23 protein-coding genes are annotated in these 26,136 nt (G+C 60.9%); 9 read left to right on the top strand and 14 right to left on the bottom strand.

What is annotated here, in order from left to right:
• Positions 1-203 precede the first annotated feature (203 nt).
• The 4 genes from ACR9ZQ_RS13675 (at position 204) to ACR9ZQ_RS13660 (ending at position 4,825) form a co-directional block, all read left to right on the top strand.
• Positions 204-1,145 (top strand): ABC transporter substrate-binding protein, encoded by a 942-nt coding sequence (locus tag ACR9ZQ_RS13675; RefSeq protein WP_310388641.1) that lies wholly within the window; start codon positions 204-206, stop codon positions 1,143-1,145.
• Complete coding sequence (locus tag ACR9ZQ_RS13670) at positions 1,142-1,801, top strand: L,D-transpeptidase (protein WP_310388365.1); 660 nt, start codon at positions 1,142-1,144, stop codon at positions 1,799-1,801. Before ACR9ZQ_RS13675 ends, ACR9ZQ_RS13670 begins: the two co-directional genes overlap by 4 nt.
• Before the next feature lie 15 nt (positions 1,802-1,816).
• Complete coding sequence (locus tag ACR9ZQ_RS13665; RefSeq protein WP_310388367.1) at positions 1,817-2,131, top strand: hypothetical protein; 315 nt, start codon at positions 1,817-1,819, stop codon at positions 2,129-2,131.
• A gap of 309 nt (positions 2,132-2,440) precedes the next feature.
• Positions 2,441-4,825 carry a calcium-binding protein gene (locus tag ACR9ZQ_RS13660; RefSeq protein WP_481428063.1) on the top strand — a complete coding sequence of 795 codons (2,385 nt, stop codon included), beginning with the start codon at positions 2,441-2,443 and terminating at the stop codon, positions 4,823-4,825.
• Between the two features lie 75 nt (positions 4,826-4,900).
• Here the strand turns inward: ACR9ZQ_RS13660 and ACR9ZQ_RS13655 are convergent, their stop codons facing one another.
• Positions 4,901-5,473 carry an EF-hand domain-containing protein gene (locus ACR9ZQ_RS13655; RefSeq protein ID WP_481428062.1) on the bottom strand — a complete coding sequence of 191 codons (573 nt, stop codon included), beginning with the start codon at positions 5,471-5,473 and terminating at the stop codon, positions 4,901-4,903.
• A gap of 124 nt (positions 5,474-5,597) precedes the next feature.
• Positions 5,598-6,524 carry a LysR family transcriptional regulator gene (locus ACR9ZQ_RS13650; RefSeq protein ID WP_310388374.1) on the bottom strand — a complete coding sequence of 309 codons (927 nt, stop codon included), beginning with the start codon at positions 6,522-6,524 and terminating at the stop codon, positions 5,598-5,600.
• A gap of 260 nt (positions 6,525-6,784) precedes the next feature.
• Here ACR9ZQ_RS13650 and ACR9ZQ_RS13645 point away from each other — a divergent pair, with 260 nt between their 5' ends.
• The gene (locus ACR9ZQ_RS13645; RefSeq protein ID WP_481428061.1) at positions 6,785-8,080 is read left to right on the top strand and encodes a sensor histidine kinase; all 1,296 of its coding nucleotides are present in this window, start codon (positions 6,785-6,787) and stop codon (positions 8,078-8,080) included.
• A 123-nt stretch (positions 8,081-8,203) separates the two neighbouring features.
• Positions 8,204-8,782: an LOG family protein gene (locus ACR9ZQ_RS13640; RefSeq protein ID WP_481428060.1), complete on the top strand. Its 579-nt coding sequence runs from the start codon at positions 8,204-8,206 to the stop codon at positions 8,780-8,782.
• 83 nt (positions 8,783-8,865) lie between these two features.
• Here the strand turns inward: ACR9ZQ_RS13640 and ACR9ZQ_RS13635 are convergent, their stop codons facing one another.
• The 6 genes from ACR9ZQ_RS13635 to ACR9ZQ_RS13610 all read right to left on the bottom strand — a co-directional run bounded on the left by ACR9ZQ_RS13635 (position 8,866) and on the right by ACR9ZQ_RS13610 (position 14,855).
• Entirely contained in the window at positions 8,866-9,351 is a 486-nt protein-coding gene (locus ACR9ZQ_RS13635) for a YciE/YciF ferroxidase family protein (RefSeq protein ID WP_481428059.1), read from the bottom strand.
• A 24-nt stretch (positions 9,352-9,375) separates the two neighbouring features.
• Positions 9,376-10,302, bottom strand: a complete 927-nt coding sequence (locus ACR9ZQ_RS13630) for a PhnA-like protein (RefSeq protein WP_481429315.1) — start codon at positions 10,300-10,302, stop codon at positions 9,376-9,378.
• Positions 10,303-10,668: 366 nt separating this feature from the next.
• Complete coding sequence (locus tag ACR9ZQ_RS13625) at positions 10,669-10,842, bottom strand: hypothetical protein (protein ID WP_481428058.1); 174 nt, start codon at positions 10,840-10,842, stop codon at positions 10,669-10,671.
• A gap of 211 nt (positions 10,843-11,053) precedes the next feature.
• Entirely contained in the window at positions 11,054-12,217 is a 1,164-nt protein-coding gene (locus tag ACR9ZQ_RS13620) for a M20 aminoacylase family protein (protein WP_481428057.1), read from the bottom strand.
• 351 nt (positions 12,218-12,568) lie between these two features.
• Complete coding sequence (locus ACR9ZQ_RS13615) at positions 12,569-13,987, bottom strand: hypothetical protein (RefSeq protein ID WP_481428056.1); 1,419 nt, start codon at positions 13,985-13,987, stop codon at positions 12,569-12,571.
• Between the two features lie 298 nt (positions 13,988-14,285).
• Positions 14,286-14,855 carry a DUF308 domain-containing protein gene (locus tag ACR9ZQ_RS13610; protein WP_310388388.1) on the bottom strand — a complete coding sequence of 190 codons (570 nt, stop codon included), beginning with the start codon at positions 14,853-14,855 and terminating at the stop codon, positions 14,286-14,288.
• Positions 14,856-15,011: 156 nt separating this feature from the next.
• Between ACR9ZQ_RS13610 and ACR9ZQ_RS13605 the strand changes: the two genes are divergently transcribed.
• Positions 15,012-15,584: a TetR/AcrR family transcriptional regulator gene (locus ACR9ZQ_RS13605; RefSeq protein ID WP_481428055.1), complete on the top strand. Its 573-nt coding sequence runs from the start codon at positions 15,012-15,014 to the stop codon at positions 15,582-15,584.
• 68 nt (positions 15,585-15,652) lie between these two features.
• On the opposite strand, the gene ACR9ZQ_RS13600 is transcribed toward ACR9ZQ_RS13605, so the two are convergent.
• The 4 genes from ACR9ZQ_RS13600 to ACR9ZQ_RS13585 all read right to left on the bottom strand — a co-directional run bounded on the left by ACR9ZQ_RS13600 (position 15,653) and on the right by ACR9ZQ_RS13585 (position 21,625).
• Positions 15,653-17,413, bottom strand: a complete 1,761-nt coding sequence (locus ACR9ZQ_RS13600) for an adenylate/guanylate cyclase domain-containing protein (protein ID WP_481428054.1) — start codon at positions 17,411-17,413, stop codon at positions 15,653-15,655.
• A gap of 152 nt (positions 17,414-17,565) precedes the next feature.
• The gene (locus tag ACR9ZQ_RS13595; RefSeq protein WP_481428053.1) at positions 17,566-19,560 is read right to left on the bottom strand and encodes a glycosyltransferase family 2 protein; all 1,995 of its coding nucleotides are present in this window, start codon (positions 19,558-19,560) and stop codon (positions 17,566-17,568) included.
• Positions 19,542-20,774, bottom strand: a complete 1,233-nt coding sequence (locus ACR9ZQ_RS13590; RefSeq protein ID WP_481429314.1) for an HlyD family secretion protein — start codon at positions 20,772-20,774, stop codon at positions 19,542-19,544. The genes ACR9ZQ_RS13595 and ACR9ZQ_RS13590 overlap by 19 nt, the downstream gene beginning before the upstream one ends.
• 338 nt (positions 20,775-21,112) lie before the next feature.
• Positions 21,113-21,625 (bottom strand): P-loop NTPase family protein, encoded by a 513-nt coding sequence (locus ACR9ZQ_RS13585; protein WP_310388396.1) that lies wholly within the window; start codon positions 21,623-21,625, stop codon positions 21,113-21,115.
• Positions 21,626-22,088: 463 nt separating this feature from the next.
• On the opposite strand from ACR9ZQ_RS13585, the gene ACR9ZQ_RS13580 reads away from it, so the two are divergent.
• Positions 22,089-23,909 (top strand): heavy metal translocating P-type ATPase, encoded by a 1,821-nt coding sequence (locus ACR9ZQ_RS13580; protein ID WP_481429313.1) that lies wholly within the window; start codon positions 22,089-22,091, stop codon positions 23,907-23,909.
• A gap of 14 nt (positions 23,910-23,923) precedes the next feature.
• Here ACR9ZQ_RS13580 and ACR9ZQ_RS13575 read toward each other — a convergent pair whose 3' ends face one another.
• A complete protein-coding gene (locus tag ACR9ZQ_RS13575) occupies positions 23,924-24,394 on the bottom strand; it encodes a nucleoside deaminase (RefSeq protein ID WP_113324838.1) in 471 nt (156 codons plus the stop codon).
• Between the two features lie 301 nt (positions 24,395-24,695).
• Here ACR9ZQ_RS13575 and ACR9ZQ_RS13570 point away from each other — a divergent pair, with 301 nt between their 5' ends.
• Positions 24,696-25,580, top strand: a complete 885-nt coding sequence (locus tag ACR9ZQ_RS13570; RefSeq protein WP_481428052.1) for an AraC family transcriptional regulator — start codon at positions 24,696-24,698, stop codon at positions 25,578-25,580.
• 79 nt (positions 25,581-25,659) lie between these two features.
• Here ACR9ZQ_RS13570 and ACR9ZQ_RS13565 read toward each other — a convergent pair whose 3' ends face one another.
• The gene (locus ACR9ZQ_RS13565; protein WP_481428051.1) at positions 25,660-26,097 is read right to left on the bottom strand and encodes a VOC family protein; all 438 of its coding nucleotides are present in this window, start codon (positions 26,095-26,097) and stop codon (positions 25,660-25,662) included.
• Positions 26,098-26,136: the final 39 nt, after the last annotated feature.

Below are 26,136 nucleotides of genomic sequence, written 5' to 3'. Positions count from 1 at the left end.
CGGCGTTCGGCATCGTATATGCGCCGGAGCCCCGGACATGGCGAGTGCCATGATAGGTGGTATCGGGTTCGTCGCGCGGCTCCGCGACAGCATCGAGGATCGGAAACGGAGGGGTTTCTGTGAGACATCATCACGAAGACAGTCCGAAACATGCGAGGCGCACGCCCGCCGGACCGCCGCAAAGTTTTAAGCGACCTGCGGCCATGCTTGCCGCTACGGTATCGCTTTTCATCGCCTCGGCATCCCTTGGCAACCTCCAGGCCGCCGATCTCGTGATCGCCGTGCCGAACTGGCCGTCGGGACAGGCGACGGCCAATATCCTGAAGGTCGCGATCGGCAAGAACTTCGGCCTCGAGGCCGACCTGCTCGAGATGGGCGAGCTCAATGCCTTTGCCGGGCTGGAATCCGGCGAGCTCGATATCCACCCGGAGGTCTGGCGACCGAACCTCGATGCGGCAATCGAAAAATATGTCGATGAGAAGAAGGCGGTGGTTCTGGCCAAACGCGCCGTTGCCGCCTGGCAGGGCCTCTGCGCTACCGAGGACGCCGAAAAGGCTGGCATCAAGAGCGTCAAGGATCTCTCGGATCCTGAAAAGGGCGCCCTGCTCGATACCGATGGCGATGGCCGCGGCGAGCTCTGGATCGGAGCGGCAACCTGGACCTCGGCGAGCATCGAGCGGGTGCGCGCCTTGAGCTACGGTTACGCCAGCAACCTCACGCTGGTGGAGGCGGAAGAGGATGTCGGCATGGCCGCCGTCGATGCAGCCGTTGCCACCGGCCGGCCGATGGTCTTTGCCTGCTACGCGCCGCACAATGTCTTCGAACTGCACAAGGTGACGCGGCTGGAAGAGCCGGCTTACGACCCCGCACGATGGAAGATCGCGCCCGGCAGCGATCCGCTCTGGATCGAACATTCGAAGGCCGATGTCGCCTGGCCGCCATCCGAATTCCACATCGCCTGGTCGACGTCTTTCGGCGCCAAGCATGCCGATGTCGCCGCCTTTCTGGAGAAGGTCGATCTGACGCCTGAGGAAGTGACTGCCATGACCTACGCGCTGCAGGTGGAACGGACGCCGCCCGCCGATTACGCGGAAAAATGGGTGGCCGAGAATGCCGCCCGCATACAGGGATGGGCAAAACCATGAACCGGACATTGCAGAAAGCTGCGCTGACCGCGCTGGCGCTTAGCCTCGCCGCCTATGTCGCCCTTGCGGCCGGCACGCAGATCTACGATCCCAAGACGCGCCAGTGGGTCGACTACGACAAGAATACGGCACGCAAATATTTCGCCCGCAACAAGCAGGTTCCGGATGCCTTCCGCCGGCAGGTCGTGACCTTCCGCACGGCGGAGGAGCCGGGCACGATCATCATCGACGGCAACCAGCATTTTCTCTACCTCGTACAGCCGGGCGGCCAGGCGATCCGCTACGGCATCGGGGTCGGTCGCGAAGGCTTCGGCTGGGCCGGCATCGTCCGCGTGGGGCGCACCGCCGAATGGCCGACCTGGACGCCGCCCGCCGAGATGGTGGCCCGCGACCCGAATGCCCGCAAATGGGCAGCCGGCCAGCCGGGCGGCCCCGACAATCCGCTCGGCGCGCGCGCGCTCTATCTCTATGCTGGCGATGCCGACACGATCTACCGCATCCACGGCACGCCGGAATCCTGGTCGATCGGCCTCGACGTATCCTCGGGCTGCATTCGCATGAACAATGACGACATCATCGATCTGCACTCGCGGATAAAGGTCGGCGCCAAAGTCATCGTCCTGATGCAGGGCGCGGCCCTCTATAAAGGCGTCTGAAATGGGGGAATTAGTATGCGCATGTTCTTGAAGAGCCGGTCGCTCCCGGCCCTGTTCCTTTGCTCGCTATCGGCACTTGCCGCCTGCCAGTCGGCCCCGCCACCCGACCAGATGTCGCGCACGGCGGTCGAAACCGCCCCTGCCGACCTGCAGCTGCTCTGCGCCGATGCCGCCGCCAAACAGGCCGGCCTCGACAGGGCGAAAGTCCTGCCGACGAGTTCGCGCCCGGTCGAAGCCGGCGGCTTCACCGTCGATCTCGACGCCTCGGGCCGCAAGTTCGCCTGCGTCATCGACCGCACGGGCGTGGTGAGGAGCGTTCAGGCTGCGTAAGCGCGCCGGCCGCTCCCGGTGCCCGCCACTTTGTCCTGCCGAAAAGGGCCCCGGCTGCCAGCGGTCGCCTTTTGCCGGGAACGACTCTTTTTATGCCGATCTCGCGTTCCTGATTGCTGTAGAACGAGGCATTCTCGAAGAAACCGCCATGCCGTTGCACGGGCATATCCGTTCTCTTCTGAAGATTTTTGAAGATTATCGGGATTGTCGGCTAATCGTCAAAAGAGAACGGTATAGTAATAATATGCATCGGATCTGCAGCAACGCATTTCATTTTTTCGGTTACTATCTATCTGAGGAGGAAGGTAAATGCCGTTTGTGGAATCTCAGGTCAACACGTTCACGGTCAACTTTCAGTACAATGCAGCGACCACCCAGCTGCCGAACGGCGGATGGGTGATCACATGGGCCTCCATGCTGGAGGACGGCAGCGGTTCCGGAGTTTACCAGCAGGTCTACAACTCGACAGGCGCCCTCGTCGGACCCGAAACCCGCGTCAACACTACCGTCGAGGGCAATCAGGACATGCCGGCTGTGACGGTCCTTGCAGATGGCGGTTGGGTGGTGACCTGGGGAGACCAGGGGATTTCCACCCCCGGGGTCTATCAGCAGGCATTCAATGCGGACGGCACTCCGCGCGGCGGCGAGACCCAGGTCAACACTTTTGAAGGCGCCGGACAGGGGTCGCGGTCGGTCATGGGGCTAGCCGATGGAGGCTGGGTCGTCAGTTGGCTGTCTGTAGGCCAGGACGGTTCCGGATATGGGATCTACCAGCAGGCCTTCGCTGCCGACGGCTCCAAGGTCGCCGGAGAAGCCCGGGTCAACACTTTCACCGATGGAAACCAGTGGCTGGGCTCGATGGCGCCAGTCGATGGCGGCGGCTGGGTCGCCACCTGGTCATCGCCCGGGCAGGACGGTTCCGAAACCGGCGTATTCCAGCAGATCTACAATGCCGACGGCACGCCGCACGGCGGGGAAACCCTCGTCAATACCTACACCAATTCCTATCAGGACAGCCCGACCGTGCTGGCACGCGACGGCGGTTGGGTCGTCATCTGGGAATCGAATGGCCAGGACGGTTCGAGCGGCGGGATCTATCAGCAGGCCTATAATGCCGACGGAACACGGCTCGGTACGGAGACACGCGTCAATACCACGACGGACGGCAACCAAGCCTATCATGGCTCCGCAGCATTGGGCGACGGCGGCTGGGTGGTGATTTGGCTTTCGGGCGACGACGGCCATATCATGCAGCAGGCCTACAACGCGAACGGGACGCCGCAAGGCGGCGAGGCCCAGGTCGATACCGACGGGACATATGCATCGAACCAGAAGGTGACGGCTCTGGCCGACGGCGGCTGGGTTGTGACCTGGACGGTGATGGGATTCACCGACACCTTCTATCACGTCTACCAGCAGGCGTTTAACGCCGACGGGACGAAAAACGGCGATGAGGCGCTCATCAACACGCTGACCCACAGCTATAAGGATATACCCCAGGTGGCGGCGCTCGATGACGGCGGCTGGGTCGTCAGCTGGGCGTCCGACAGTGATTATACCGATGTCCAGGGATATGACTCCGGCATCTTTCAGGTCCGCTTCGATACCGACGCCCATGCGGTGGAACTTCCGAGCAACCGCATCTACGGCACCTATCCCGACAAGAACCTCGTTGGCACGGCCGGCGACGACGCCATATATGCAAGCTCCGGCAACGATACGCTTACAGGCCTTGCGGGCAATGACCATCTGGACGGAGGATACGGCCGCGACCGGATGACGGGCGGCCTGGGCGACGATACCTACATCGTCGACACCTCGGCCGACAGGGTCGTGGAGCTGGCAGGACAGGGTACCGATACGATCCTCGCCCAGGTGAGCTATTCGCTGGGGGCCAATGTCGAGAACCTCGCCTTTGTCGCGGAGGGTAACCTGTATGCGAGCGGCAACGCGCTCGATAACGTCATCACGGGCAATAGCGGCAACAATACGCTCGGCGGCGCTGCCGGAAGCGATACGCTTTCCGGTCTCGATGGCAACGATTATCTCGATGGCGGCGCCGACAATGATACGCTATACGGCGGCTCCGGCGATGACATACTCGCAGGCGGTACCGGCAACGACACGATGGATGGCGGGGATGGAAACGACAAATACAAGGTCGACAACGCCAGCGACGTCGTCCACGATACCGGTGACAGCATCTGGGATTGGAACGATATCATCTATTCCACGGCCGAAACCTATTCGCTCGCGGGAACCGGAGCTGAAACTCTGATCCTTCAGACGGGCGCCGTTACCGGGATCGGCGATAGCGGCAACAACCTGCTAACAGGCAATACCGCCGCCAACACGCTCGTCAGCGGCGGCGGCAGTGATGGCCTGACCGGCGGCGGCGGCGGCGATACTTTCGTCCTCGCCGCACCGAGCCCGTCCAACTTCGCTTCCATCAACGATTTCGGCTCGGACGATTTCCTGTCGTTCCAGTCCAGCGATTTCCAGGGCATGACCACGGCCACCCTGGATTATCATGTCGGCAAAACCGCCATCGGCGCAGACGCCCAGTTCTACTTCAATACCTCGGACCGCACGCTCTATTGGGACGAGGATGGTACCGGAGGAGACGGCGCCGTTGGAGTCGCGATGCTCAACGGAGCCTATGTCCTGCAGTCCGGCGACTTCCTGTTTGCCTGACTTCCTGTTTGCTTGACTTCCTGTTGCTTGACGGGGCGCCGACGTGGCATTCGTCGCCCCGCCGGCGCTGCTCTCCTATTTGAACTCGTCATAGAGCGAGAGCAGCGAGGCTTGCCCGGCAATCGTCGTCTTGATCGTTTCCGCCATTGCAGGCTTCTTGCTTTCCGCGTCGATGGCGTCCTGGAAATTCTGCAGCGCCTCCTTGGAGGCTTCCAGGGCCTGCGCGCGGATGCGCTCGGCCATGTCAGCGTCGAGATGGCCGACCTTGAGCGGCAGCAGGATCTTCAGGCCCTCGATGATCTCATCCTTGTCGATCGCTCCCTTGCCGGTGGGATCGAAGGTCGACCAGCGTTCTTCGGCGGCATCGATATCGAAGATCCTGTTATCGGCATCAGCCAGCCGCTTTTGAGCGGCCATGTACTCATCCTTGCTCATCAGCCCGTCGCCATCGATATCGGCATCGTCGAGCGTCTGCTGGGCGGTGCGATCGTAAAGTTCGGCCAGCAGCTGATCATCCGTTTTTGCCGGAACCGTATTCACCAGCTCCCCGGTTGTCTTTTCGTATTTCCCCTCGCCAAAAACACTGACGGAGACTCTGGGCATATAGCTGAACAGGTTGCGAGTTGAATTATCGGAGCCGACGATCACGGTGTTTCATCCTTTTGTTTGGCGTGTGGATGCGCGCAAACTGGAAAGCAGAGCTTGCTTGAAACTGGCCAAAAACGGGTATTTGATCCCTATGTTACAACCGTAACGAAATTCCCGGAGAGGGCTATTCTCCTGCCTGCAGAACCGAGGGATAGGCAGCACTGCCCTCCCCGCCAAGCCGCTCCAGCATGATATCGATCAGCGCCCGCACCTTGGCCGGCACATGCGGCCCCGGCGGGCGCACGACGTAGATCGCGCCCTCATCCAGATAATAATCGACAAGCACCGGCACGAGCGTGCCCTTGCGGATCTCATCGGCGACGATGAAAGACGGCAGTTCCGCGACGCCGAGCCCGGCGAGCGTCCAGCTCAGATGCACCTCGGCATTATCGGTCAGAAGCCGACCGTTCGGGCGGATCGACACCATGCGCTCGCCGACACGGAACTTCCATTCCGGAATATGGCGCCCGGAATAGATGATGCAGTCATGCGAAAGCAGGTCTTCGGGCCTGCCTGGGCGGCCATGGCGGGCGATATAATCCGGGCTGGCGACGATGAAGGGCCTGACCGGCGCGATGCGGCGCGCAATCAGCGAGGGGTCGCGCAGCTCGAAGAGCCGGATCGCCGCATCGTAATGCTCGCCGATGAGATCGACGGCGCGGTCGGAAAAGGACACGTCGAGCTCGAGGCGCGGATGGCGGCCGGCAAGCTCGGTCAGGATCGGCCCGAGATAGCGCTGGCCGAAGGCAAGCGGTGCGGCAAGCCTCAGACGCCCGGTGACATCGCCGCCGGCATAGGTGGCGACCGCATCCCGCGCTTCCTCGAGTTCGGCCAGAATCCGCCCGCAGCGCAGCTTGAATTCAAGCCCGGCCTCCGTTGCGCTGATGCCGCGCGTGCTGCGGTTGATCAGCTGCGCGCCGAGATCCGTTTCCATGCGTGCGATGCGCCGGCTGACGATCGATTTCGAGACGCCGAGCTGCTGGGCGGCGCGGTTGAAGCCGCCGCTTTCGACCACCGCCACGAAGCTTCTGATATCATCCAGGTCGATCATCTGCGTTCCACTGAGCGCAACACCCTGTTGACGGAAGCGGGCATTGTGCCGCCCTTGCCCCCGCTCTAACCTGCCGCGACTCTATTCAGCCTGATGGCTACTATCATGACGGATGTGGTGTCGCCAATGGCGGCCGCGAGGTGGATGCGCGCTCAAAAACGGCGCGCGCCCACAACGGGAAACTATTGTCTCAAGCAAACTATTGCCCCCGCTGAAACATATGGGCCGAAACATATTGGCTGAACACATAGGAAGAGCGCATGGCCGACACGCCGATAGCGAGAAACATCGCTGCTCGATGGAATGACGCCAGACGCAGCGAGCGATCTGCCGAACAGGCGCCGATCGTCGTCATCAAGGGCGGTGCCGGAAGCGACCTGCCGGCAAAGCGCCCGCGTGGCGAGGCGCACCATACGGTCTCCATCCATCACCTCCCGGTTCCGGTCCTGCAGCTTGATGCCATGGGTCTCAGGGCGCTCTTCGCCGGATTGAAAGCCAGGGGTGATGCCGAGCACCTGTTGTCGAAGGGCCTATGGCAGGGTGGTATCGCGCAGGCCGGCCTTTTCATCGCCGATGCCAACGAGATGGCTGTTTCTCTTTTACAGGCCTCTTCGTCAGATGATCTCGTGGGGCCGGCGAGCTACCTGTTTGCGGCTTCGCCCGAGACCATCAAAAGGCTGATGCGCACCTGGTTTGACGGGACCAAGCTCTTCTCGGAGTTGATGAAGATGCGCAGCTTCAAGGGCGCCATCCTCGATGTCAAACTGTCGGTCACCTTCCCCTCGTCCGAAAGTCTCGACACATTGCTCGTCGTGCTGGAGAATATCACCGGGCGGAGACAGCCACACGAACACGAGGTCGACCCGCTGCATACGGCGCGTCTTTCCATGCTCGGCAGGCTTGCGACCTCGATCGCCCATGAGGTGAACCAGCCGCTTGCCGCTATCGTCACGGATTGCGAAACCACCATGCGGCACCTCTCGCGCGACGAGCCGAATCTCGCCAAACTCGGCGAGCTTGCTGCGCGCATGGCGGCGAGCGCCCATAGGGCAAGCGAAATCGTCAAGCGCGTCCGGGGCATGGCGAGCGGCCAGACGAACACACGCATGCCGCTCGATCTGAACGACATCGTCAAGGACGCGCTGTCCTTCGTCGGCCATGAGACCGATATGCACGCGATCCGCCTTTCGGTTGCGTGCAGGCCCGGCCTGCCTGCCTTCCTCGGAGACCGCATCCAGATGCAGCAGGTCGTCGTCAACCTGCTCGTCAATGCCATCGAAGCCGTCGTCAGCGGTGGCAAGCGGCCGCGACGCATCGAGATTGCCACCAGCGAGGCGGACGGGAGGGTCCAATTCTCCATCCGCGACAGCGGTGACGGCATCTCAGCTGCCGATCTCGGCCGCATCTTCGATTGCTTCTATACGACGAAGCAGGACGGCGTCGGCGTCGGCCTCTCCATCTGCCAGTCCATCGTCCTCAACCACGGCGGCGATATCAGCGCCGCCAATGCCGGCGATGGCGGCGCCCTCTTCCGCGTCTCGCTGCCGGCAGGCTGACATTGCGTGATCGGCGTTGTGCATATCGGGACTGACACCGCACAGAGCCTCCCGACAGCTTTCCTTTGCGGCAGCCGGCCGCTAATGCGTGTGAGCAAAAGCACAGGAAAGGCGCGCCCGATCATGACACGTTCCATCAAGTCCATCGCGGTATTCTGCGGATCGAACTTCGGCGCAACCGAAGATTTCGCCGATGGCGCCCGGGCGCTCGGTCGGGCCATGGCCCGTGAGGGCATCGGCCTCGTCTATGGCGGCACGACAAAGGGCCTGATGGGCGTCGTCGCCGATGCCGTGCTCGAAGCCGGCGGCACGGCGCATGGCGTCATCACGGAAAGCCTGAATCAGCGCGGCCATTCCCACCCGCGCCTGACGACAGACGAAATCACGCCGACCCTGCGCCTGCGCAAACAGCGTATGGCCGAACTCGCCGATGCCTTCATCGCGCTGCCAGGCGGCATCGGCACCATGGAGGAACTGATGGAGGTCTGGACGATGAACCAGCTCTCCGAAATCGACAAACCGGTCGGCTTGCTGAACTCCGCCGGATTTTTCGACGCGTTTCTGCAATTCATCGACCATATGGTGGAAACGAAATTCCTGCCGCCGGCCCATCGATATTCGATTTCGGTCAATGCGGATGCGGATGGATTGATCGAGGAGCTGCGCGCGTTTCAGCGGGTTGAAGTGCCGAAGTGGCTGTAAGGCGCGCTCCCAACCGGACGTTCGCCGGGCAAACGAAAGCCGGCGTGCTCCGTTAAAAGCACGCCGGCCAATGACGACCAGTATCAGGCAGCTTCGGCATTCACCGTCGTCTCGGCGATCTCGGACAGCAACTCGTCGGTTGCCTCCTCCTCGTCGAGGGTTTCGGCAAGCAGGGCTGCGACCTCATCGAGGCCGAGACGTTCGGCCCAGGCGAGCATCGTGCCATAGCGGCTGATCTCGTAATGTTCGACGGCCTGGGCGCCGGCGAGCAGGCCGGCATCGAGTGCAGCCGTTCCCTCGAATTCCGACATCACTTCCTTGCCTTCCTCGATGATGCCGAGAATTGCCTTGCAAGGCTTCTGCTCGGCGGGCTTGTCGATGATGTCGAAGATCTGTTCCAGACGCGCCACATGGGTGGCGGTCTGGGTGGCATGGGTCTGGAAGGCCTCTCTCAGCTCGGTCGCCTGGGCCGCTTCCGCCAGTCTCGGCAGGGCGGTCAGGATCTGCTTTTCTGCGAAGTAGATATCCTTGAGCGTTTCATAGAGAAGATCGTTGAGATTCTTTGGCATGGTCTTGTCCCTTCAGGGGTTGGATCAGGTATTTCTGCCGAGCGTGTATTCTTCGACGACGACGGCGGGCTTGGTGCCGGCAACACCGCCGAACCAGGCTGCAACGACGCCGAGCACGAGCGCGAGGAACCCGAGGAGTGCACCTCTGGAAACGGCCGTGGTCGTGGCCTGCGCTGCAACGAGCGCCTGCTGGCGGGCAGCTTCGACCGTAGCCTTGTAGTTGGCTTCATATTGATCGACCTTGGTGCGCGCCTGATCGACGGGGATGTTCTGGGCCTTGGCCAGAGCATCGGCAGCATGGGCCTTGGCGTCATCGACGCCGGCCTGGTTGCCTGTTGCCACGGCCCGCATGGCGGAGACTGCGGCAGTCTGCAGGGCCTGCGGCTCGTTACCGCCGCTCGCATCGCGGATCTGGCGTTCGATATCGCCCATCGGATCGGTGGCCGAGGCAATTGCCGGTACGGCAGCGGTCACAGCAGTCGCCGCACTGTTGCCGACGCCGCTGACCACGCCCGAAAGGCCGCTGAATGCACCGCCGACAAGAGCACCGACGGAGGTTGTCAGAAGATAGAGAATGACGAGCGTCGTCACCGCCCAGGAGGTGATGCCGTGAAAACCGCCCGTGGATTGGCTGGGACGGCCCGAGAGGCGGCTCGCGACATAGGCGCCGATGAAGGCGGCGATAATGCCGGCAACGACGAACCAGAGGCCGCCGATGATGGAAAAGGTGCTGGCGGCCGGATTGTCCGATCTGACGGGATCAAGCACGGCAGCGCCGATACCGACACCAAGCAGGTTCAGAAGAAACTGGGCGGCAAGCGCGAGAACGACGCCGGCAAACACCGCTCCCCACGAGATCTTGTTGAGGGCGCCGGTAAGCGAGGGATCGAAGATCCTGGTATCGGCGGTCACGGCATCGCCGCGCGGCCGGGAGATCGATGGCTGGGCCATCGTTGGCTGGGAAGTGGGCATAGGCATATTCCTTTGGTTCACGCCTGCATCGATGCAGCGTGCTGACTACAGATTCCGCTCGGGTGTTTGCGTGGTGGCTTGCCGTCATTCGCGCCCCATCCTGGGATGGGCGGTGGAGAGCACGGAAAGCCCCGAGATGTTTCAGAGAGAGGGTCTCTCACGACCTGCCGAGGATCTGATGCGTCGGTGGGTCAATGCCTAACAGAAGCGGAGCCGAATAGTTCCGCGCCGGGCGCGTCTTATTGATCGGATGGAGAAATGAAGGTTGCGCAATTTCCGCAACCGGCGTGGCGTGGGCACAAAAAAAGCCCGCTTGCTGCGGGCCCTTCCCTGATCGTTTCCGATCTACTTGCTGCTTTTATGGCTCTGCTCGCCAGCCTTGACGTGCTGCTCGTGAGTGCCGCCGCGTGTGCTTGAGCTGGCCTTCGTGTCCGCAGCCTTCTTGGTGGACTTGACGTCACCGCTCTTGCTCGACTGGCCGGATTTGCCGCTGTCGTTGGAGGCGTTTTGGTTCGGCATGATATTCTCCTTGGGTGTTGAAGCCGGGATCGGCCTCGCACCTCAACCCTCGGGACGCAGCTCTGTTCCAAAATCAATTAAGGCAATCGGCGACCGGGATTGGCATTCGTGACGCAATTGGCCTTGAGCCGGAAAGCGAGTGACTGGAAAGCTGCTGTCCATTGCGTGGGCAGCAGACCGGGATGCTCCGCGGCCCCACTGCCGGCATGCTCTACTTTCCCCCAAGCTCCTGCCCGACCAGCGACAGCCAATAGCGCACCCCATGCGCAATCGCCTTGTCGTTAAAGTCATAGGCGGGATGATGCAGACCAGCACTATCCCCATTGCCGATCAGGATCATCGCACCCGGGCGCTTTTCCAGCATGTAGGAGAAATCCTCAGCCCCCATCGACTGCTCGTATTTCGCATCCACCTGCCCCTCGCCGGCTACCTTCGATGCCGCCGCAACGATGGCCGACGTCCTCCCGGCATCGTTGACCGTGACAGGATAACCCGGCCGCCAGTCGATCTCGGCTTCCGTCTCGAAGAGTTTCGCCGTGCCATGCACGATCTCGCGGAACCGCTGCTCGACGGCCTTCCTCGTATCCGCCTGCATGGTGCGGATCGTACCGCCGAGGCGCACGGAGGCCGGGATGACGTTCAACGCCTTGTCGTTGCCGGCCTCCGAGAAGGTGATGGAAACGACGACCGGATCGAAGGGATCGGTGAAGCGCGAGGCGATCGATTGCAGCGCGGTCACCATATGGGCGCTGACGAGAACGGGATCGCGGGTCATGTTCGGCGCAGCCGCATGACCGCCCTTGCCGTTGATGGTGATGACGAAACGGTCGGCACCCGCCATGAAGGGGCCCGCGCGTGTGGCAAAGGAACCGATCTCTAGCCCCGGCTCATTATGCATGCCATAGACCTCGTCGATGCCGAAACTTTCGAGCAGCCCCTCCTCGATCATCACCCGCGCTCCGCCGCCGCCCTCCTCCGCCGGCTGGAAGATCAGCACGACCTTGCCGGAGAAATCCCGGCTTTCGACAAGGCACTTGGCGGTGGCAAGCAGCATGGCCGTATGCCCGTCATGGCCGCAGGCATGCATGCGGTTTGCATTTCTGGAGGCATAGGGAAGATTGGTCTGCTCCGACATCGGCAGCGCATCCATGTCGCAGCGCAGCGCTATCGTCTTGCCCGGGCCTTTGGTGCCCTCGATAACGGCGACGACGCCGGTCTTGGCAAGCCCGGTCGTGACGTCATCGCAGCCGAATTCCGCAAGCTTGCCCGCCACGAAGGCCGCCGTCTCCGGCAGATCGAAGAGCAGCTCCGGATTCTGATGGATATGACGGCGCCAGCCCTTGGCCTCTTCGGCAACGGCTTCGATAGTGCTCATGATGGTATCCTCGTGATGTGGCTGGCCGGACGAATGCGCCTGACGCCGAAGGTGGGGTGGCGCGAGACTAGCCGCTGCGGCGGCGATTTGCCAACCGGGGAATGGAATAGCGATGAGAGAACAGACCTATCCTCGATCGACACCCCTCGAATGCAGAGGTTGCTTTGGGCACCAACGCCCTCCTCCCCACTCCCTCATCCCTGTGTCCTCGTGCTGGCACGAGGACACAGGGATGAGGGAGGTATATGGATGCCTCACCCAACAGCATCCATCCCGCCGCTTATCCAGCAGCTACACCGCAACCACGCAAGCCTCCCAGCACGGAAACTCGATTAACAGTTCGGCCCCTGTTTACCCGAACATGCCGGGCGAATAGGTGCCGTCGCTTTCCGTCTCCTGAGCGCGCTGCTGCAGCCAGAAGAGAAACTGGTGGATCGAGTTGGTGGTCTGGTCGCCGTTTCCGGCGTGGAACGAATATTTGTCAGCCTCGCCGCTCTGAATGAGATAGGTGATATATTCGATCCGCGGCTTGATGGCGTCATCGGGCAATGTCGCGACATTGGTTTCATACATGTCATTGCTCTCGGTCTGCGGATTGTAGAGCTCCGGATTGGCAGCCCTCTCAGCATCACGTTCCGCCTGCAGCTGGCGCGCCAGCTCTTCGTTGGCAGCAAGCTGGGCCTTGACCTCCGGCGACATGGGCTTGATGGCACCGGGCGGCAGTGTCAACCGCACGGCATTGGAGAGATCGTACTTAGGAATGCCGTAGATCGCCGGCGCCAACGAACCGACAAGATATTCCCTTTGCGCCTGCGACATGTTCGGGTCACGGATCATTGCTTCAAACGCCTCCTTCGACATCGGTGGCTCGCCGGGCGGCAAGACGACGGGGCCTTGCGGCAGATGCGGCATGCCGCCTCCGCTTGCCGGCTGGGCGGTGACCTGCCGCGTGCTGCCATCCGCAAAGGCGATCGTCAGCGATGACGACGCTCCGGCGTAAAGCTCGACAGTGATGACATCGTCGGGATTGCCATTGATGCTGATGGTCGCCGTGCGGCCATTGACGGTGACCTGCACCGCATCGGCGGAAATGCCTTCGCCGAGCTCCAGCGTGGCGGAGCCGGAGACCATGATCTGGTCGCGCCCGTCGCCCGCGGCATATTTGAGGATCGAGCCGCCGCCGGTCTGGATCCGGTCGGCGCCCTTGCCGCCGGTGATGACCGACCGTTCGTAGGTCTCGATGACATCGTTGCCGGCCCCGCCATCAACAGTGGAGTCGCGATAGACAGAGATGTAGTCATTGCCGTCTCCGCCATCGACGGTAGAATAATCGTAGCCACTCACCCAGTCGTTGCCTGCCCCGGCATTCACCTTCGAATGATCGTAGACGGATACGTGGTCGTTGCCGGCGCCGCCTCTGACATCGGAGTTGCCGTAGCCACTGATGCCATCGTCACCGGCACCGCCATCAACCGTGGAATTGGCATAGGTCCAGATCTCGTCATTGCCGTCACCGCCGTCGATGATGGAATAATCGTAGGTATCGATGACGTCGTCGCCCCGCCCGCCACTGACGGTCGCATGATCATAGGCGCTGATGTAATCGCTGCCGTCGCCGCCATCAACCGTCGCGTTGGAATAGGCCGACACCTCGTCATTGCCCGCCCCGGCACCGGACTTTGCAGCCCGCCACTCCTCAACCGTCGTCTTTGAAGACCGGTATGTCGAGGATTGGTAGATTGCTGACATAATCGAATTGGTAACCGTCATGCGTGTTCCCCTTGCCGACGCAAATGCAGGTGTTGAGGGATGCGCCCCCGCATCCCTCACCAAAGTTGAGCACTCCTATGCATGTATAAACTTGCGCGGGCATTGCGCTCGGTCGCATCAGCGGAATTCCACAACCTTCGGCTTTGGAATCCGCGGGAAGGATGACGATGAGCAATTCTCCGCGCGCCCATGCCATCAGCACGAAGCGCTCCGTGAATTCCTTTGCAAGGGGAGTTTCGCGCGAGACATTCGCGGAAAATATTTCACATTCCGGTTTGGGGCTGGCGCCCCTCACCCATCACGCATTCGCCTTTCGATATGCAGCAACCGTCATCCACACAGCCGAGAGCAGGAAATAGAAGGCACCGAACCCGGCATAGGGCGCAATGTCGAGGATGCTCGGCGGCGTGGAGCCGAAGGACTGGCTGATCATGAAACCGCCGGCGAGCGTGGATTGCGCACCGCTGAGGATCATCGCCCATTGCGCGCCGTAGATGCGCCAGCGCCGCACGCCGGCCGAAAGCTGCAACAGGCCGGAAAGGATCGCCCAGACGCCGAAGACCGCGAGGACGGCATAGGTGCTGTTCAGGACGGCTATGATGACGGCAAGCGTGGTGATCGTGCTGACGGCGACGTTGAACGTCTGGGCGGGGTTCGCCTTCAGGCCACCGTTCGAGCGGGCGTCCACCAGGTTCGCCACCGCATCCCAGGCCGGATAGATGACGAGCAGCACGGAGGCGAGCGCCGATTGGCTTCCCGACAGAGTGGCCGAGAGGATGGCGGCGATGATCCAGCCGATCGAGAACAGCGCGCGGATGAAGTAGTAGGATCGCAACCAGCTCGATTGCGGAGAAGATTGGTTTTGCATGACAGGTTCCTTGTTTTGTCTTCCTACTAGTAGGTAGCTATAGTTAGAGAGTCAACCGTCAAACGCCGCTGCCCTCTGCCGGCTGGAACACATGCGCGTGAGCGAGCCCGCTGTGCCAAACTTGACAGCCTTCCTACCCGCAGATAGGCAAGCTGCATGGAACAGACGACCTCGGAAAAGATCCTTGATGTAGCGCAGTCCCTCGTCGTGGCGGGAGGCTATAACGGCTTCAGCTATGCCGATATTTCCGATGCGGTCGGCATCCGCAAGGCGAGCATCCACCACCATTTCCCCACCAAGGCCGAGCTGGTGCAGGTCCTGGTCGACCGCTATACGCAGCGCGCCGAATCCGGCCTGAAGTCGCTACGCGAGCACGTCCCCGGCCCTGTCGAACAGCTGCAGGCCTATCTGGACTACTGGCAGAAATGCATCCTCGACGCGTCGGAGCCGTTCTGCGTCTGCGCCATGCTCGCGGCCGAAATACAGATGCTGCCGGAGCCGGTGGCAGCCCATGTGCGCCGGCATTTCGAGAACCTGGCGGCCTGGCTGACATCGGTGCTGAAGGCCGGCGTAGAGAAGAAGCTCTTCCGGCTCGCCAGATCGCCCGAAGAGGAAGCGCAGATCCTGATGGCGTCGGTTCACGGCGCCATGCTGTCGGCCCGAGTGCTTGGCGAGCCCAGCCTCTTTGCCGCGATTGTCGGCCCGCAGATCGCCAGACTTAAAGCGTAGAAGCGGCCGCCGCGTCATCCCGATGGACCACATGCGTAAAGCCTGATGGCTCTGCGATCCGGCGATCATCATCTCAGCGAGAGTGACTTCTTCCGGGCTACGGGCTTGCGCGGCGTCAGCGGCAGGCCGGCATCGCAATTCCGCTCAACAAGGGTGTCAGTGACGGACTCGTCTGCATAGGTCTCCTGCATCCGGATGTAGACCGCCGACAGGCTCGGATCGAGGGAAAGTGCTTGCCGAACCAGGAATTCAGCCTTTCCAGCGTCGCCGCAGGCCATGCTTGCAGCAATCTGGTAGAGCGACTTGCGCCTTGTCTGGAAGGGCAGCGTCAGGGCGACGCGCATCATCTCTTCGAAACGGCCCAACGCGTATAGGGCCGCCACCCGCTCTTCGGTGATCCAGACCGGCAGGAAGGGATCAAGCGTCTCGGCGCGATCAAGCATTTCGAGGGCGCGCTCAGCCTCCCCGACATAGACATAGAACGCCGCGCTGCGGCCGAGAATATAGGCGTCGTTCGGAGCAAGTTCGTGGGCACGAATGTGATGGTAACGCGACGAAACGAAGTCGCCCGATTTCATCTTGATCGCGCCCATGATGCGATGCGCTTCCGGATCGGACGGGTCGAGGGCGAGTGCGTGCGCGACCTGCTGTTCGGCCCTATTGAGGTCAAAGCTTGGCAGGTTGCTCCACGAGCAGACATGCATTGCGAAGGGACGGCCGAAACCGGGGTCAGCCGCCATTGATCGCTCAAACCAGGCCATGGCTTCGTGGACGTGAATATCCGACACGCCAACCAGGCGGTGATGGTCCAGACCGCGCAGATAATACTCATAGGCCGTCATATTCTCCGGGCGCTTCAGCCGTGCTGCCGCAAGTTCCGACTGCTCGATCCGTCCGGACACGGTTGCTGCAACACGAGCGATGATCTCGTCCAGCACATCGAGCAACTCGCGAAACGGACGCCTGATACGATCCGACCAGATGACGAGCCCCTCTCCCGTCTCGGTAAGCGCGATGTTGACCCGCAGGTCGTCGCCCACTTGCCGGATCGAGCCGCTGATGACGTAGCCGACGCCGAGAAGGCGGCCGATCTCGACGGGATCTTTCGTCGTCAGCGCGGTTGCCGCCGAGCGCGAACTGACAAACAGGCCCCTCAGGCGGCTGAGTTCGAGCGTCAGATCGTCGGTAATGCCCTCCGCCAGGAAACATTGATCTGCGACGGCGCCAGGTGCCACGTCGAACCGCGCCACTGCAATCGAGTTGGTCCGTGGGGATTGGGCAGCATTGGGGGCGGATCGCGTCGGAGCGAACTGAAAGACGTGACGGTCCACCAGTTCAGTGACCCGGTAGATCCGGATCGGCTCCAAAATTCCCTTCAGCTGCCTTTCGCCGATATCTTCGAATCCGCAAGGCGAGACCCGCCGGACCTGGTCGTAAAGCAGCCCTGAAACCTCGATTGCGCCAGGTGGCGCAGACGCCTCGATGCGCGCGGCGATGTTCACCCCATCGCCGCGCAGGTCCGAGCCTACGACGACGACGTCGGCGAGATGGAGGCCGAACCGCATGTCGCCGCCGCTCGCTCCGGGAAGGGCAGCAATCTCGGCACGCGCCTCGATGGCGGACCTCAGCGCATTGACAGGGCTGGCGAACTCGGCGAGCAGGCCATCGCCCGCCGTGCCGAAGACACGGCCGTCATGGCGCTGGACAATCATGCGAACCGTCTCGAGGACAGTGTCGATCCGGGCGATTGCACCTTCTTCATCCGATTCCATCGCGGCGGTGGAGCCGACGAAATCCCCGACCATGATCGTAGCCAGCTTGCGCTGCATTCTCGATCCCTCCCGCGACAGAAGCACGCGATGACGCAATGTAGCACATCCGCGGGCTTGGATGTTTTGCGATTGGCAACGCGGTGGCAAGCCGGTGGGCCGTTGGCCGCTTCCGGCACATGGTCGCGGACGATCCGCGCTTTGACGGTCGACTACAACGTGCGCGTCCGCCCGAACGACCGCAGAAGAAGATTAAGAGAGACCGCGACTTTATCGATGTCGCGAATGTCCTGCGAATATTGACCAGTGTAGAGTTTCACAATCATGCTGTCGCGAGCAGAGTCACTGAGTTCGAAATGCAGGTGCAGGTAGTAAGATTGCTTGTCACCGCTGCGACTTATGGTCCTGCGTCGTTGGGTGACCTGTCTGAGCTCTGATTTGAACGGAGCAAAGCCGGGCAGTTTAAGCACGACCGATTTGGATTGAAATCGGGCCATGGTAGGGACTGCAACGACTGCCTTGTCCAGTGCCAAACTTACGATTTGGCCAGGGACATCGTCTACGATCGCGGGTTCATCGAGCTTGAACGCATGAAACAGGCGCCGGGGTTTCTCAAAGCAGATGAGTGACGCGATGAGCAAGACGACGATATTGATACCTGACCACCAGGCCGCGACCGGTGAAAACTGGCCTTGCACGTGCGACGTTTCCGGTACGATGTTGACCAGCAGACCAAAGACAGTGACCGTAATCATGCTTGCGATCCAGGCGAAGCTGTAGCGGTCGAACTGGTTCGACTCGTTGCCGCTGCCCTTTGGCGTCACCCTGAACGGCTTGCCAAATGGTCGCACCAGGCTGGAGACCACGGTAGGCAACATGCGAAATGTCGCAAAGGTCCCGACGGCACTGGAAATCACAGGCAGATAGCGCGTCGGGGTGATCCACAGCATAAGCAGAAAATAGGCCGCCAGCAGCGGCACCTGATGAGCCACATAATCGGCTATATCAGTGAAATAAAGCGGGATCAGGCCGAGCCAGAGATAGACGATGGGAACGAGCAATATCATGAAGCGAACCAGATATTGTACGAGCCATGATGCTGGCAGGAACATGATCCGTTGAAAGAGCGTCAATCCCGGGCCGCGCAGCGGGCCGTTATAAAGGTAAAGGGTTTGAATTCCTCCCTGACACCACCGCTCGCGCTGCACAAAATAACCGGTCAGGTTTTCGGCAGCCAGTCCCATCGACAGCCGCTCGTTCAGGTAGCGGGTCTTGTAACCTTTGTTGAGCATCGAAAGAGTTGTCAGCAGGTCTTCCGTGATCAACTCCGTCGGAAACCCTCCTATTGCGTCGATGGCCTTGCGGCGGGCAATCGAGCATGACCCGCAGCAGAAACTGACGTCCCAGGCGTCTCGGCTGGGCGCGATCTCGTCGAAGAACAAGCGCTGCTCGTCCGGCCAGATATTCTCCAAACCCAGGTTCGATTGCACCGGATCGACATTGAAGAAATGTTGAGGTGTCTGGACGATGCCGATGCTTTCATCGCTGAAGAAGGGCAGAGTCCGGCGAAGAAAATGTCGATAGGGAACAAAATCGGCGTCGAAGACTGCAATAAACTCGCCCGAGCTGACCTTCAGCCCATTGTTCATATTGCCCGCTTTGGCATGGCTGTTGTCGCCGCGAGTGACGTGGATGGCGTTCTTCTCCTCGCAATAGGCCTTCAGCCAGTCTCGGCGTTGATCGTCAAGCACATACACATTCAATTTATCCGAAGGATATTCCAGCGACAGAGCGCCGATGATGGTTCGCTCGAGCACGTCGAGCGGCTCATTATAGGTGGGAATGAAAACATCGACAGTCGGAAGTTCACACTGCTCTCGCGCAAAGAAAACGCGCGCCAGCCTGTCCGCTTCTGCGCTCCGGTCGACGTAGCGGCTCATCAATACCAGAAAAAGGATGACCTCGACGCACGCGAGAATCTCCACCACGAAGAGGATCCAAACCCAGTAGAAATTCGCACCGTCGTTGGGATAGGGAAGCACTGTCTCCGTCAAGCGCCAGAACATGTATCGCAATGCGACTGCTGCGACAAACGCGCAGGTCACCGCCCGTGTCCAGGTGTGATGGCGCGACCAATTGAACGGCCCCAGGAAAAAGAAGGCTAAAACGAGAAAGGTCGGAGCCAGCGCTACAAGATACTGAACCACAGGCTTTTGACCCAGTTGGACACGTCGATGCCATGCTTGGAAAACCGTACCTGCACTGTGCGCCCCACTTGGCAGGAATTCGCAAAATCGTCGTTCATGACGGATGGATCAAGGCGAACCAAAATACGGGCATTGCGCTGTGTCGACGGCGGCAAACTGGCGGCAAAGGAATCGGTCTCGACCGAAGCCGAGTTGCCTCTGACAGAAATGACCGTGCCCTTGAAGACATCGCTGCGGCCGAATAAGCGCACCTGCGCGACAAGACCAGGATAGATCTCGTCATAATTGACCTCGGGAACAAGGATATCCACAAACAGCTCTCGACAGTCGAGGAGGCGCATCAGCTCGTCGTTCAGCACGACGTTCGAACCATTGACGATACTCCTGCTCCAAACAACGCCGTCGAACGGCGCTATCGCGGTTGCGGATTCAAGGCTGCCGACACGGTTTCTCTCTTCGACCAACTGCTTTTGAACTTCAGTGGCTTTTGTCTCATTTTCCGCTATGCGTGAGTTCAAGTCGTTGATGCGAACGACAACCTCGTCCTCGCGCTGTCGCGAATAAGGCACGTCATTCTGTCCGTCGCCGAAGACAAAGATTCCCTGGCGGACCGCATTGAGCCTTTGTTGCAATTGATCGACGGTTAGATTGCTGATTTCGACTTCGCCGCCGGTTGCAGCTCCCGCGGCGCGCGCGGCCTCAACCAGCTTCTGCGTAAGTATGCCTTTTGACTCGAGCTCCATCCGACGGTTCAGGTCGACTTGCGCGACCAGATCCTGCGCTTGCGACACCTCGACTTTCTTCCGCAGGATTTCGACTTCGCGTTCGAGATTGGCAATGGTAGTCTGCTTGTAGACTTCCAATCTGGCAGATAATTCTCCGCGAAGCGCGGAAAGCTCCTCCCGTTCCTTTTTTAGTGCTGCGACGCGGTCGAGTGCGGTGTTGCGATCTGCCTCGAGCGAAGCGAGGATTGCGCGATTGACGCGCGTATTTTTGATTTCTGCGAGGGATTGTCCCGCTCTGACCGGGCTGCCGACCTTGAGGGGTTCTTCCGCAATCGTGCCGTCGATAGGAGCATTGACAAAAGCGAACCGCGCATTGACGGTGCCATCAAGGCTCGTAAAGCCGGTAATCGCTGGCAATGAGACGACAGCGATGATTGCCAGCAGCAGCAGACCAACGGTGATGCGTGTGATGCGATTGTTCCAGATCATGGTGTCATCCGAAGGTATCGCTTCGCCATCCATTGACCTATCGATCTGGTACAATGAATGCAACTAAATCTTGCATAATTTAACGCAGCGAAACCTAATAGACAAGTGATGGTCGTATACGTTCGGCAGAAACAGGTCAGCCATGGACGAAACGCTGCATTGAAAGCCTGCAGCGCCTGTTCGATCGGAGGCTTAAGGCGATCAAGGAAACCACGCCTTCCTTGGCAAACACTCTGATACTCATCGATCAGAAAGCGTTCGGAGGTTTTTCTAAATCAGGTGCCCCTGACACTGCGGCATAGTAGGGCCTAGCCGGAGATCGGGTTTCGGCACGGATATCACGCTGAAGCGGCGAAAGCGTCGATCTCCTCGACGCTTGTCAAACGGACCACTGCTTTCCCTTGTTGCTCTGCCTCGACGCACAAGGCGCGAATCTTGGCCATCCAAGATTGCTCAACATCCCACATCGCTTGAAATAGGGCTTTGGTGGGGGGCATTGTTGTGAGGCCACCGGGGCGGTGCTCGAGTAATCCAGCACCCCAAGCAATCTGCCGCTCAGCCGCCAACCAAAAGTGCATCCACAGTGGCATATCAATAAGCACGATATCCGTGGCGCGATCCAGTCGCTCGGGTATGGAATCTGCGCGACCAAGGCCATCTATTACCCAGTGATCTTCGGCTATAATGTCAGCATGCCGCTGCCTATAAACTTCGAGGGGCGTGTCGATCCACCCCTCCTGCCAAAGCAGGCTATCGATTTCCGTGTGCCGTGTTCCGAGTTTGTTAGCAAGCTGGCGTGCGAGTGTAGATTTACCCCCTCCAGCATTTCCAATTATCGCAATTCGAGCCATCTCCGAGTTCCCAGGAAAAAATAGCCTCCGCGGAGGATTTCGAGTGTGCCGTTAAGACTCCACCATAGGGGTTACCCTTCCCCACGCAATGACCGCAGTTGGCACATAGCCGCCATGCCCATTAAGGGTTCCGGACATCAAGGCCGAATCCAGGTTTTTCTGTCAACCTGCGACGGCACACCGCTTACGCCAGCTCTTTATGGCGCTTGCGGCATCGCGAGCGCGGCTACCGGTCAGCCCGATTGCCGACCCGCTCCTGCCAGGCAGGCGCAGCTTGAGAGAGATCAAGGAAAAATCCTGTTATTGTGCCAAATTCCCGGGCGCGTAACGGATCTCAGGCGACGATTTCAAAGCATCGATCCTGCGCACCCGAAAGGAAAATGGGAGGCGTGCGACCATGAGCGTTCTGGACGAGCCGAAGGCTCAACCCCGAATTCGCATTTTCGGGGAATTGCCCGCCTGGATGCCCAGCATCGGATTGAGGTCGACGATGATGGCGTCGGCATCCCTCATCGGTCTGTTGGTAGCTCTCTGTCTGTTCCTGCTGGGCTACGGTTCTGCAAGCCGGTTCGTGCTGGCGGCAAGCACCTGCACTGCTCTCGCATTCCTGTTGATCGACATCTTTGCAAAACTCAGAAACGGCGATCTCGGTCTCGACCTGATCGCCGCGCTCGCAATGGCCGCGACCCTCTGGTTCGGCGAATATCTTGCCGGAGCGATCGTCGCCCTCATGTATGCCGGCGGCCAGTTTCTGGAAGCCTATGCGCATCGGCGTGCCGACGAAGGCATGACGGCCTTGCTGGCGCAGGTGCCGCGAACGGCACTTCGCCTGCGCCAGAATGGTATCGAAGAAGTCCCCATTCCCGAACTTGCGATGGGTGATGTCCTGATGATCCGCAGAGGCGACGTCATCCCCGCAGACGGCACGCTGATGACAGGCCATGCATCGATCGATCAATCCGTCCTGACCGGCGAGGCCTTTCCGGTCGCCGTCTCCAGTGGCGAGCGGATTTCGAGCGGCGCCACCAATGCCGGGGACGCGATCGAGATCAGGGTGGAAAGCCGCGCCGAGGACAGCACCTATTCCGGCATCGTCAAACTGGTCGAGGCATCGAAGCGTTCCAAGGCGCGGATAGCGCGGCTGGCCGATCGATATGCGATCGCCTTTCTTCTGCTGACGCTGGCAATCGCGGCCGGAGCCGCCATCCTGTCGGGCGACATGGCGCGCATCGTCGCGGTTCTCGTCGTTGCAACCCCCTGCCCGCTGATCCTGGCCGTTCCCGTCGCCCTTGCGGCCGGAACCTCGAAGGCTGCAAAGGCGGGTGTGCTGGTGAAGGGCGCAGGTCCGCTGGAGATCCTGGCGGATGCCTCCGTCGCGGTCTTCGACAAGACCGGCACGCTGACGGCCGGCGATCCCGAGGTCGTCTCGATCGACGGGCCGGAAGGACCGGACAGGATCTTGCGGCTTGCCGCCTCGCTGGACCAGGCATCCTCGCATGTCGTCGGCCGCGCGATCGTCAGGGAGGCCCAGAGACGCCAGCTGACGCTGTCACGCCCGACTGATGTATCGGAGCTTCCGGGCGCCGGCATCTCCGGGCTTGTCGATGGTATCAGGGTGAGCGTTGGCGGCGATACCTATTTCACGCCCGATGGCAAGCCGCCGCGTGCCCCCGAGAAAAAAGGCACAATGCAGGCAAGCGTCTTCATCAATGGCCGGCTTGCAGGCGAAATCGGCTTCGAGGATCGCCTGCGCGGCGATGCCGTCGAACTTGTGGCCAAACTCCGCAAGTTGGGTTTTGGCAGGATCGTGCTTGCGAGCGGCGATGAGCGCAGCGTCGCTGCCGCCATTGCCGGCTCGCTGTCGCTGGATGCCGTCGAGGCGCGATTGTCTCCGGTCGAGAAGGTCGAGGTCATTGCCAGGGAACGTGCGGCCAGTAAACGCCTGGGCGGAAAGGTTCTCATGGTCGGCGATGGCGTCAACGATGCTCCAGCACTCGCAGCCGCCGATGTCGGCATCGCCGTCGGCGCCACCAATCTTGCGGCCGCAGCCGAAGCCGCTGACATCGTCCTGATCCGCAACGATCTGGGTAGGATCGCCTCGGCCATCGAAATAGCCAGACGCTCCCGCGCCATCGCGGTCCAGAGCATTTTCGCGGGCATCGGCCTCTCGCTCGTCGCCATGATCTTCGCCGGCGCCGGCTTCCTGCCGCCGGTCACGGGGGCCATGCTGCAGGAAGTCATCGATGTGGCCGTGATCCTGAATGCGCTGCGGGCGCTGCGCTAGTTAATCAACGAGTCCTAGGCCTTGCCCAGATGCTTCGGCCAGAATGCTTTATGTACCTCGGCGGCTTCTTCTTCGATGTTCGGGCCGTCGACGGTGACAATGCGCGCGCCGGTCTGCAGCACCGCCCGGCTCGGCACGTTCAACCCGATCCCGGCAATCTCACCAAGCCGCGCTTCGGAGCACGCAAACACCATACGCCCGATGCCCGACCAATAAATCGCCCCGGAGCACATCGCGCACGGCTCCGTGCTGGTGTAGAGCGTGCAGTCAGCAAGATATGCAGTGTCGTAATGCTGTGCCGCCAGTTTGATCAGGTTCATCTCGGCGTGGTTCGTCATATCATGACCGGTGAAGACGCTGTTTTCGGCGCGCAGGATGACTTTGCCGTCCTTCACCAGCACGGAGCCGAACGGTTCGTCTCCCTGTTCCACCGCGGATTTCGAGAGCGCAATCGCCTCACGTAAAAACGGCTCGTGGTTTTCCATCAGCGCCTCCCCTCTAAAGCTAGAGCGGGATGATCTTCTCTTGGATCGGAGAGATTTCCAAGGGCTACAAATGGGGTACAAGGCGCCGATCCGTATCGCCGCGCCGTCATCGTCCGGCCCCGTTACCGAAGTCCTGAGCCTGGGTTACCGAGGACAGACGTCGTCGTCGTCAACCGGATCTCGGATGGCTTCCCCCTTTTCGCCATTGTCGACGGTCTGCGACCCGTGACAAAACCGCAAGATCGGTCGAGCGCGTCATGTCTGCCTGCGCTTAGTTGGTGCGGCCACGGAGGACGGAACGATGAAGGCGGCGCTTCAAGCCTACCATGCCCGGATGCAGCGGGTGCTGGATCACATAGACCGGCATCTGGACGACGATCTGGACCTGGGCGCGCTGAGCAGCGTCGCAGCCTTCTCGAAGTTTCACTTTCACCGGCAGTTCTCGGCAACCTTCGGCTTGTCGGTGCATCGCTATGTCCAGCTCGCCCGTTTGAAGCGCGCCTCGCACAGGCTGGCCGCAAAGGACGATCAGAGCGTCACCGACATAGCGATGGACGCCGGTTACGGTGCGCCTGATGCCTTCACCCGCGCCTTTCGGCAACGGCTCGGGCAATCGCCTTCGTCGTTCCGGAAGTCTCCCGACTGGGCTCCGTGGCTTGCCGCCTTCAGGCCCCTCGAAAACGCAAGGAGCAAGCTCATGCAGATAACCTATGAAGAAGACGATGTGACGATCCGCGATGTGCCGCCCACGCCGGTGGCGATCCTGGAGCACCGGGGCGACCGGGCGACCCTCGGCGCCAGCATTGAGCGGTTCATCGCCTGGCGCAAAGCCGCCGGCCTGTCACCAGAGACAAGCCCTACCTTCAACATCTTCCGATCGCCGAGAACCCCCGCGATTCCCGCCGGTTATAGCATGGACCTGTGTGTCGGGACCGACCGGCCGATCGATGCCGATGATGAGGTGATGAAGGCCGGCGTGATCCCGGGCGGACGCTGCGCGGTCATCCGCGTCGTCCACGATACCCACAATCTGGAGCCCGCCGCACTCTACCTTTATCGTGACTGGCTTCCGGCCAGCGGCGAGGAGGCGCGCGACTTCCCGATCTATTGCCAGCGGCATTTTTCCTTCCCTCCGAATGTGCCGGTCCATGAGGTCATCGTGGAATTGTTTCTGCCGTTGAAGTAGCGCCCTGCGACAGCGGCCTGTCCCTTCCGATCGCAGGGAAATGGGCAGGCCGCGATCCAGCCGACCGTGGAGGATGCGCTCAGCCGAGTTCCTGGGCGATTCCGATGAGAATCCCTTCAGGCCCACGGATGTAGCAGAGCCGATACGCGTCTCTATACTGGACGACTTCGCCGACGAGCTGCGCGCCGCGCGTGCTGAGCCTCTCAAGCGTCTCGTCGATGTCATCGACGGCGAACATGACACGGAGGTAGCCGAGCGCGTTGACCGGGGCATTCCGGTGATCTGCGGCGACATCAGGCTTGAGGAATCGGGAGAGCTCGAGCCGGCTGTGGCCATCAGGTGTGCGCATCATGGCAATCTCGACATGCTGATCGCCCAGTCCGGTGATGCGCCCGGCCCATTCTCCTTCGACCATGGCCCGCCCTTCGAGCTCGAGGCCAAGTTCGGAAAAGAAATCAATCGCCGCTCCGAGGTCTTCGACGACGATTCCTACATTGTCCATCCGCTTGAGCGCCATGTTTTCCAATCTCCAAGCTGTCGTTTCAATCGACAAGGT

Source organism: Rhizobium sp. KNZ14-9A (assembly GCF_056755015.1).
This window is presented reverse-complemented; position numbering and strand designations above follow the sequence as displayed.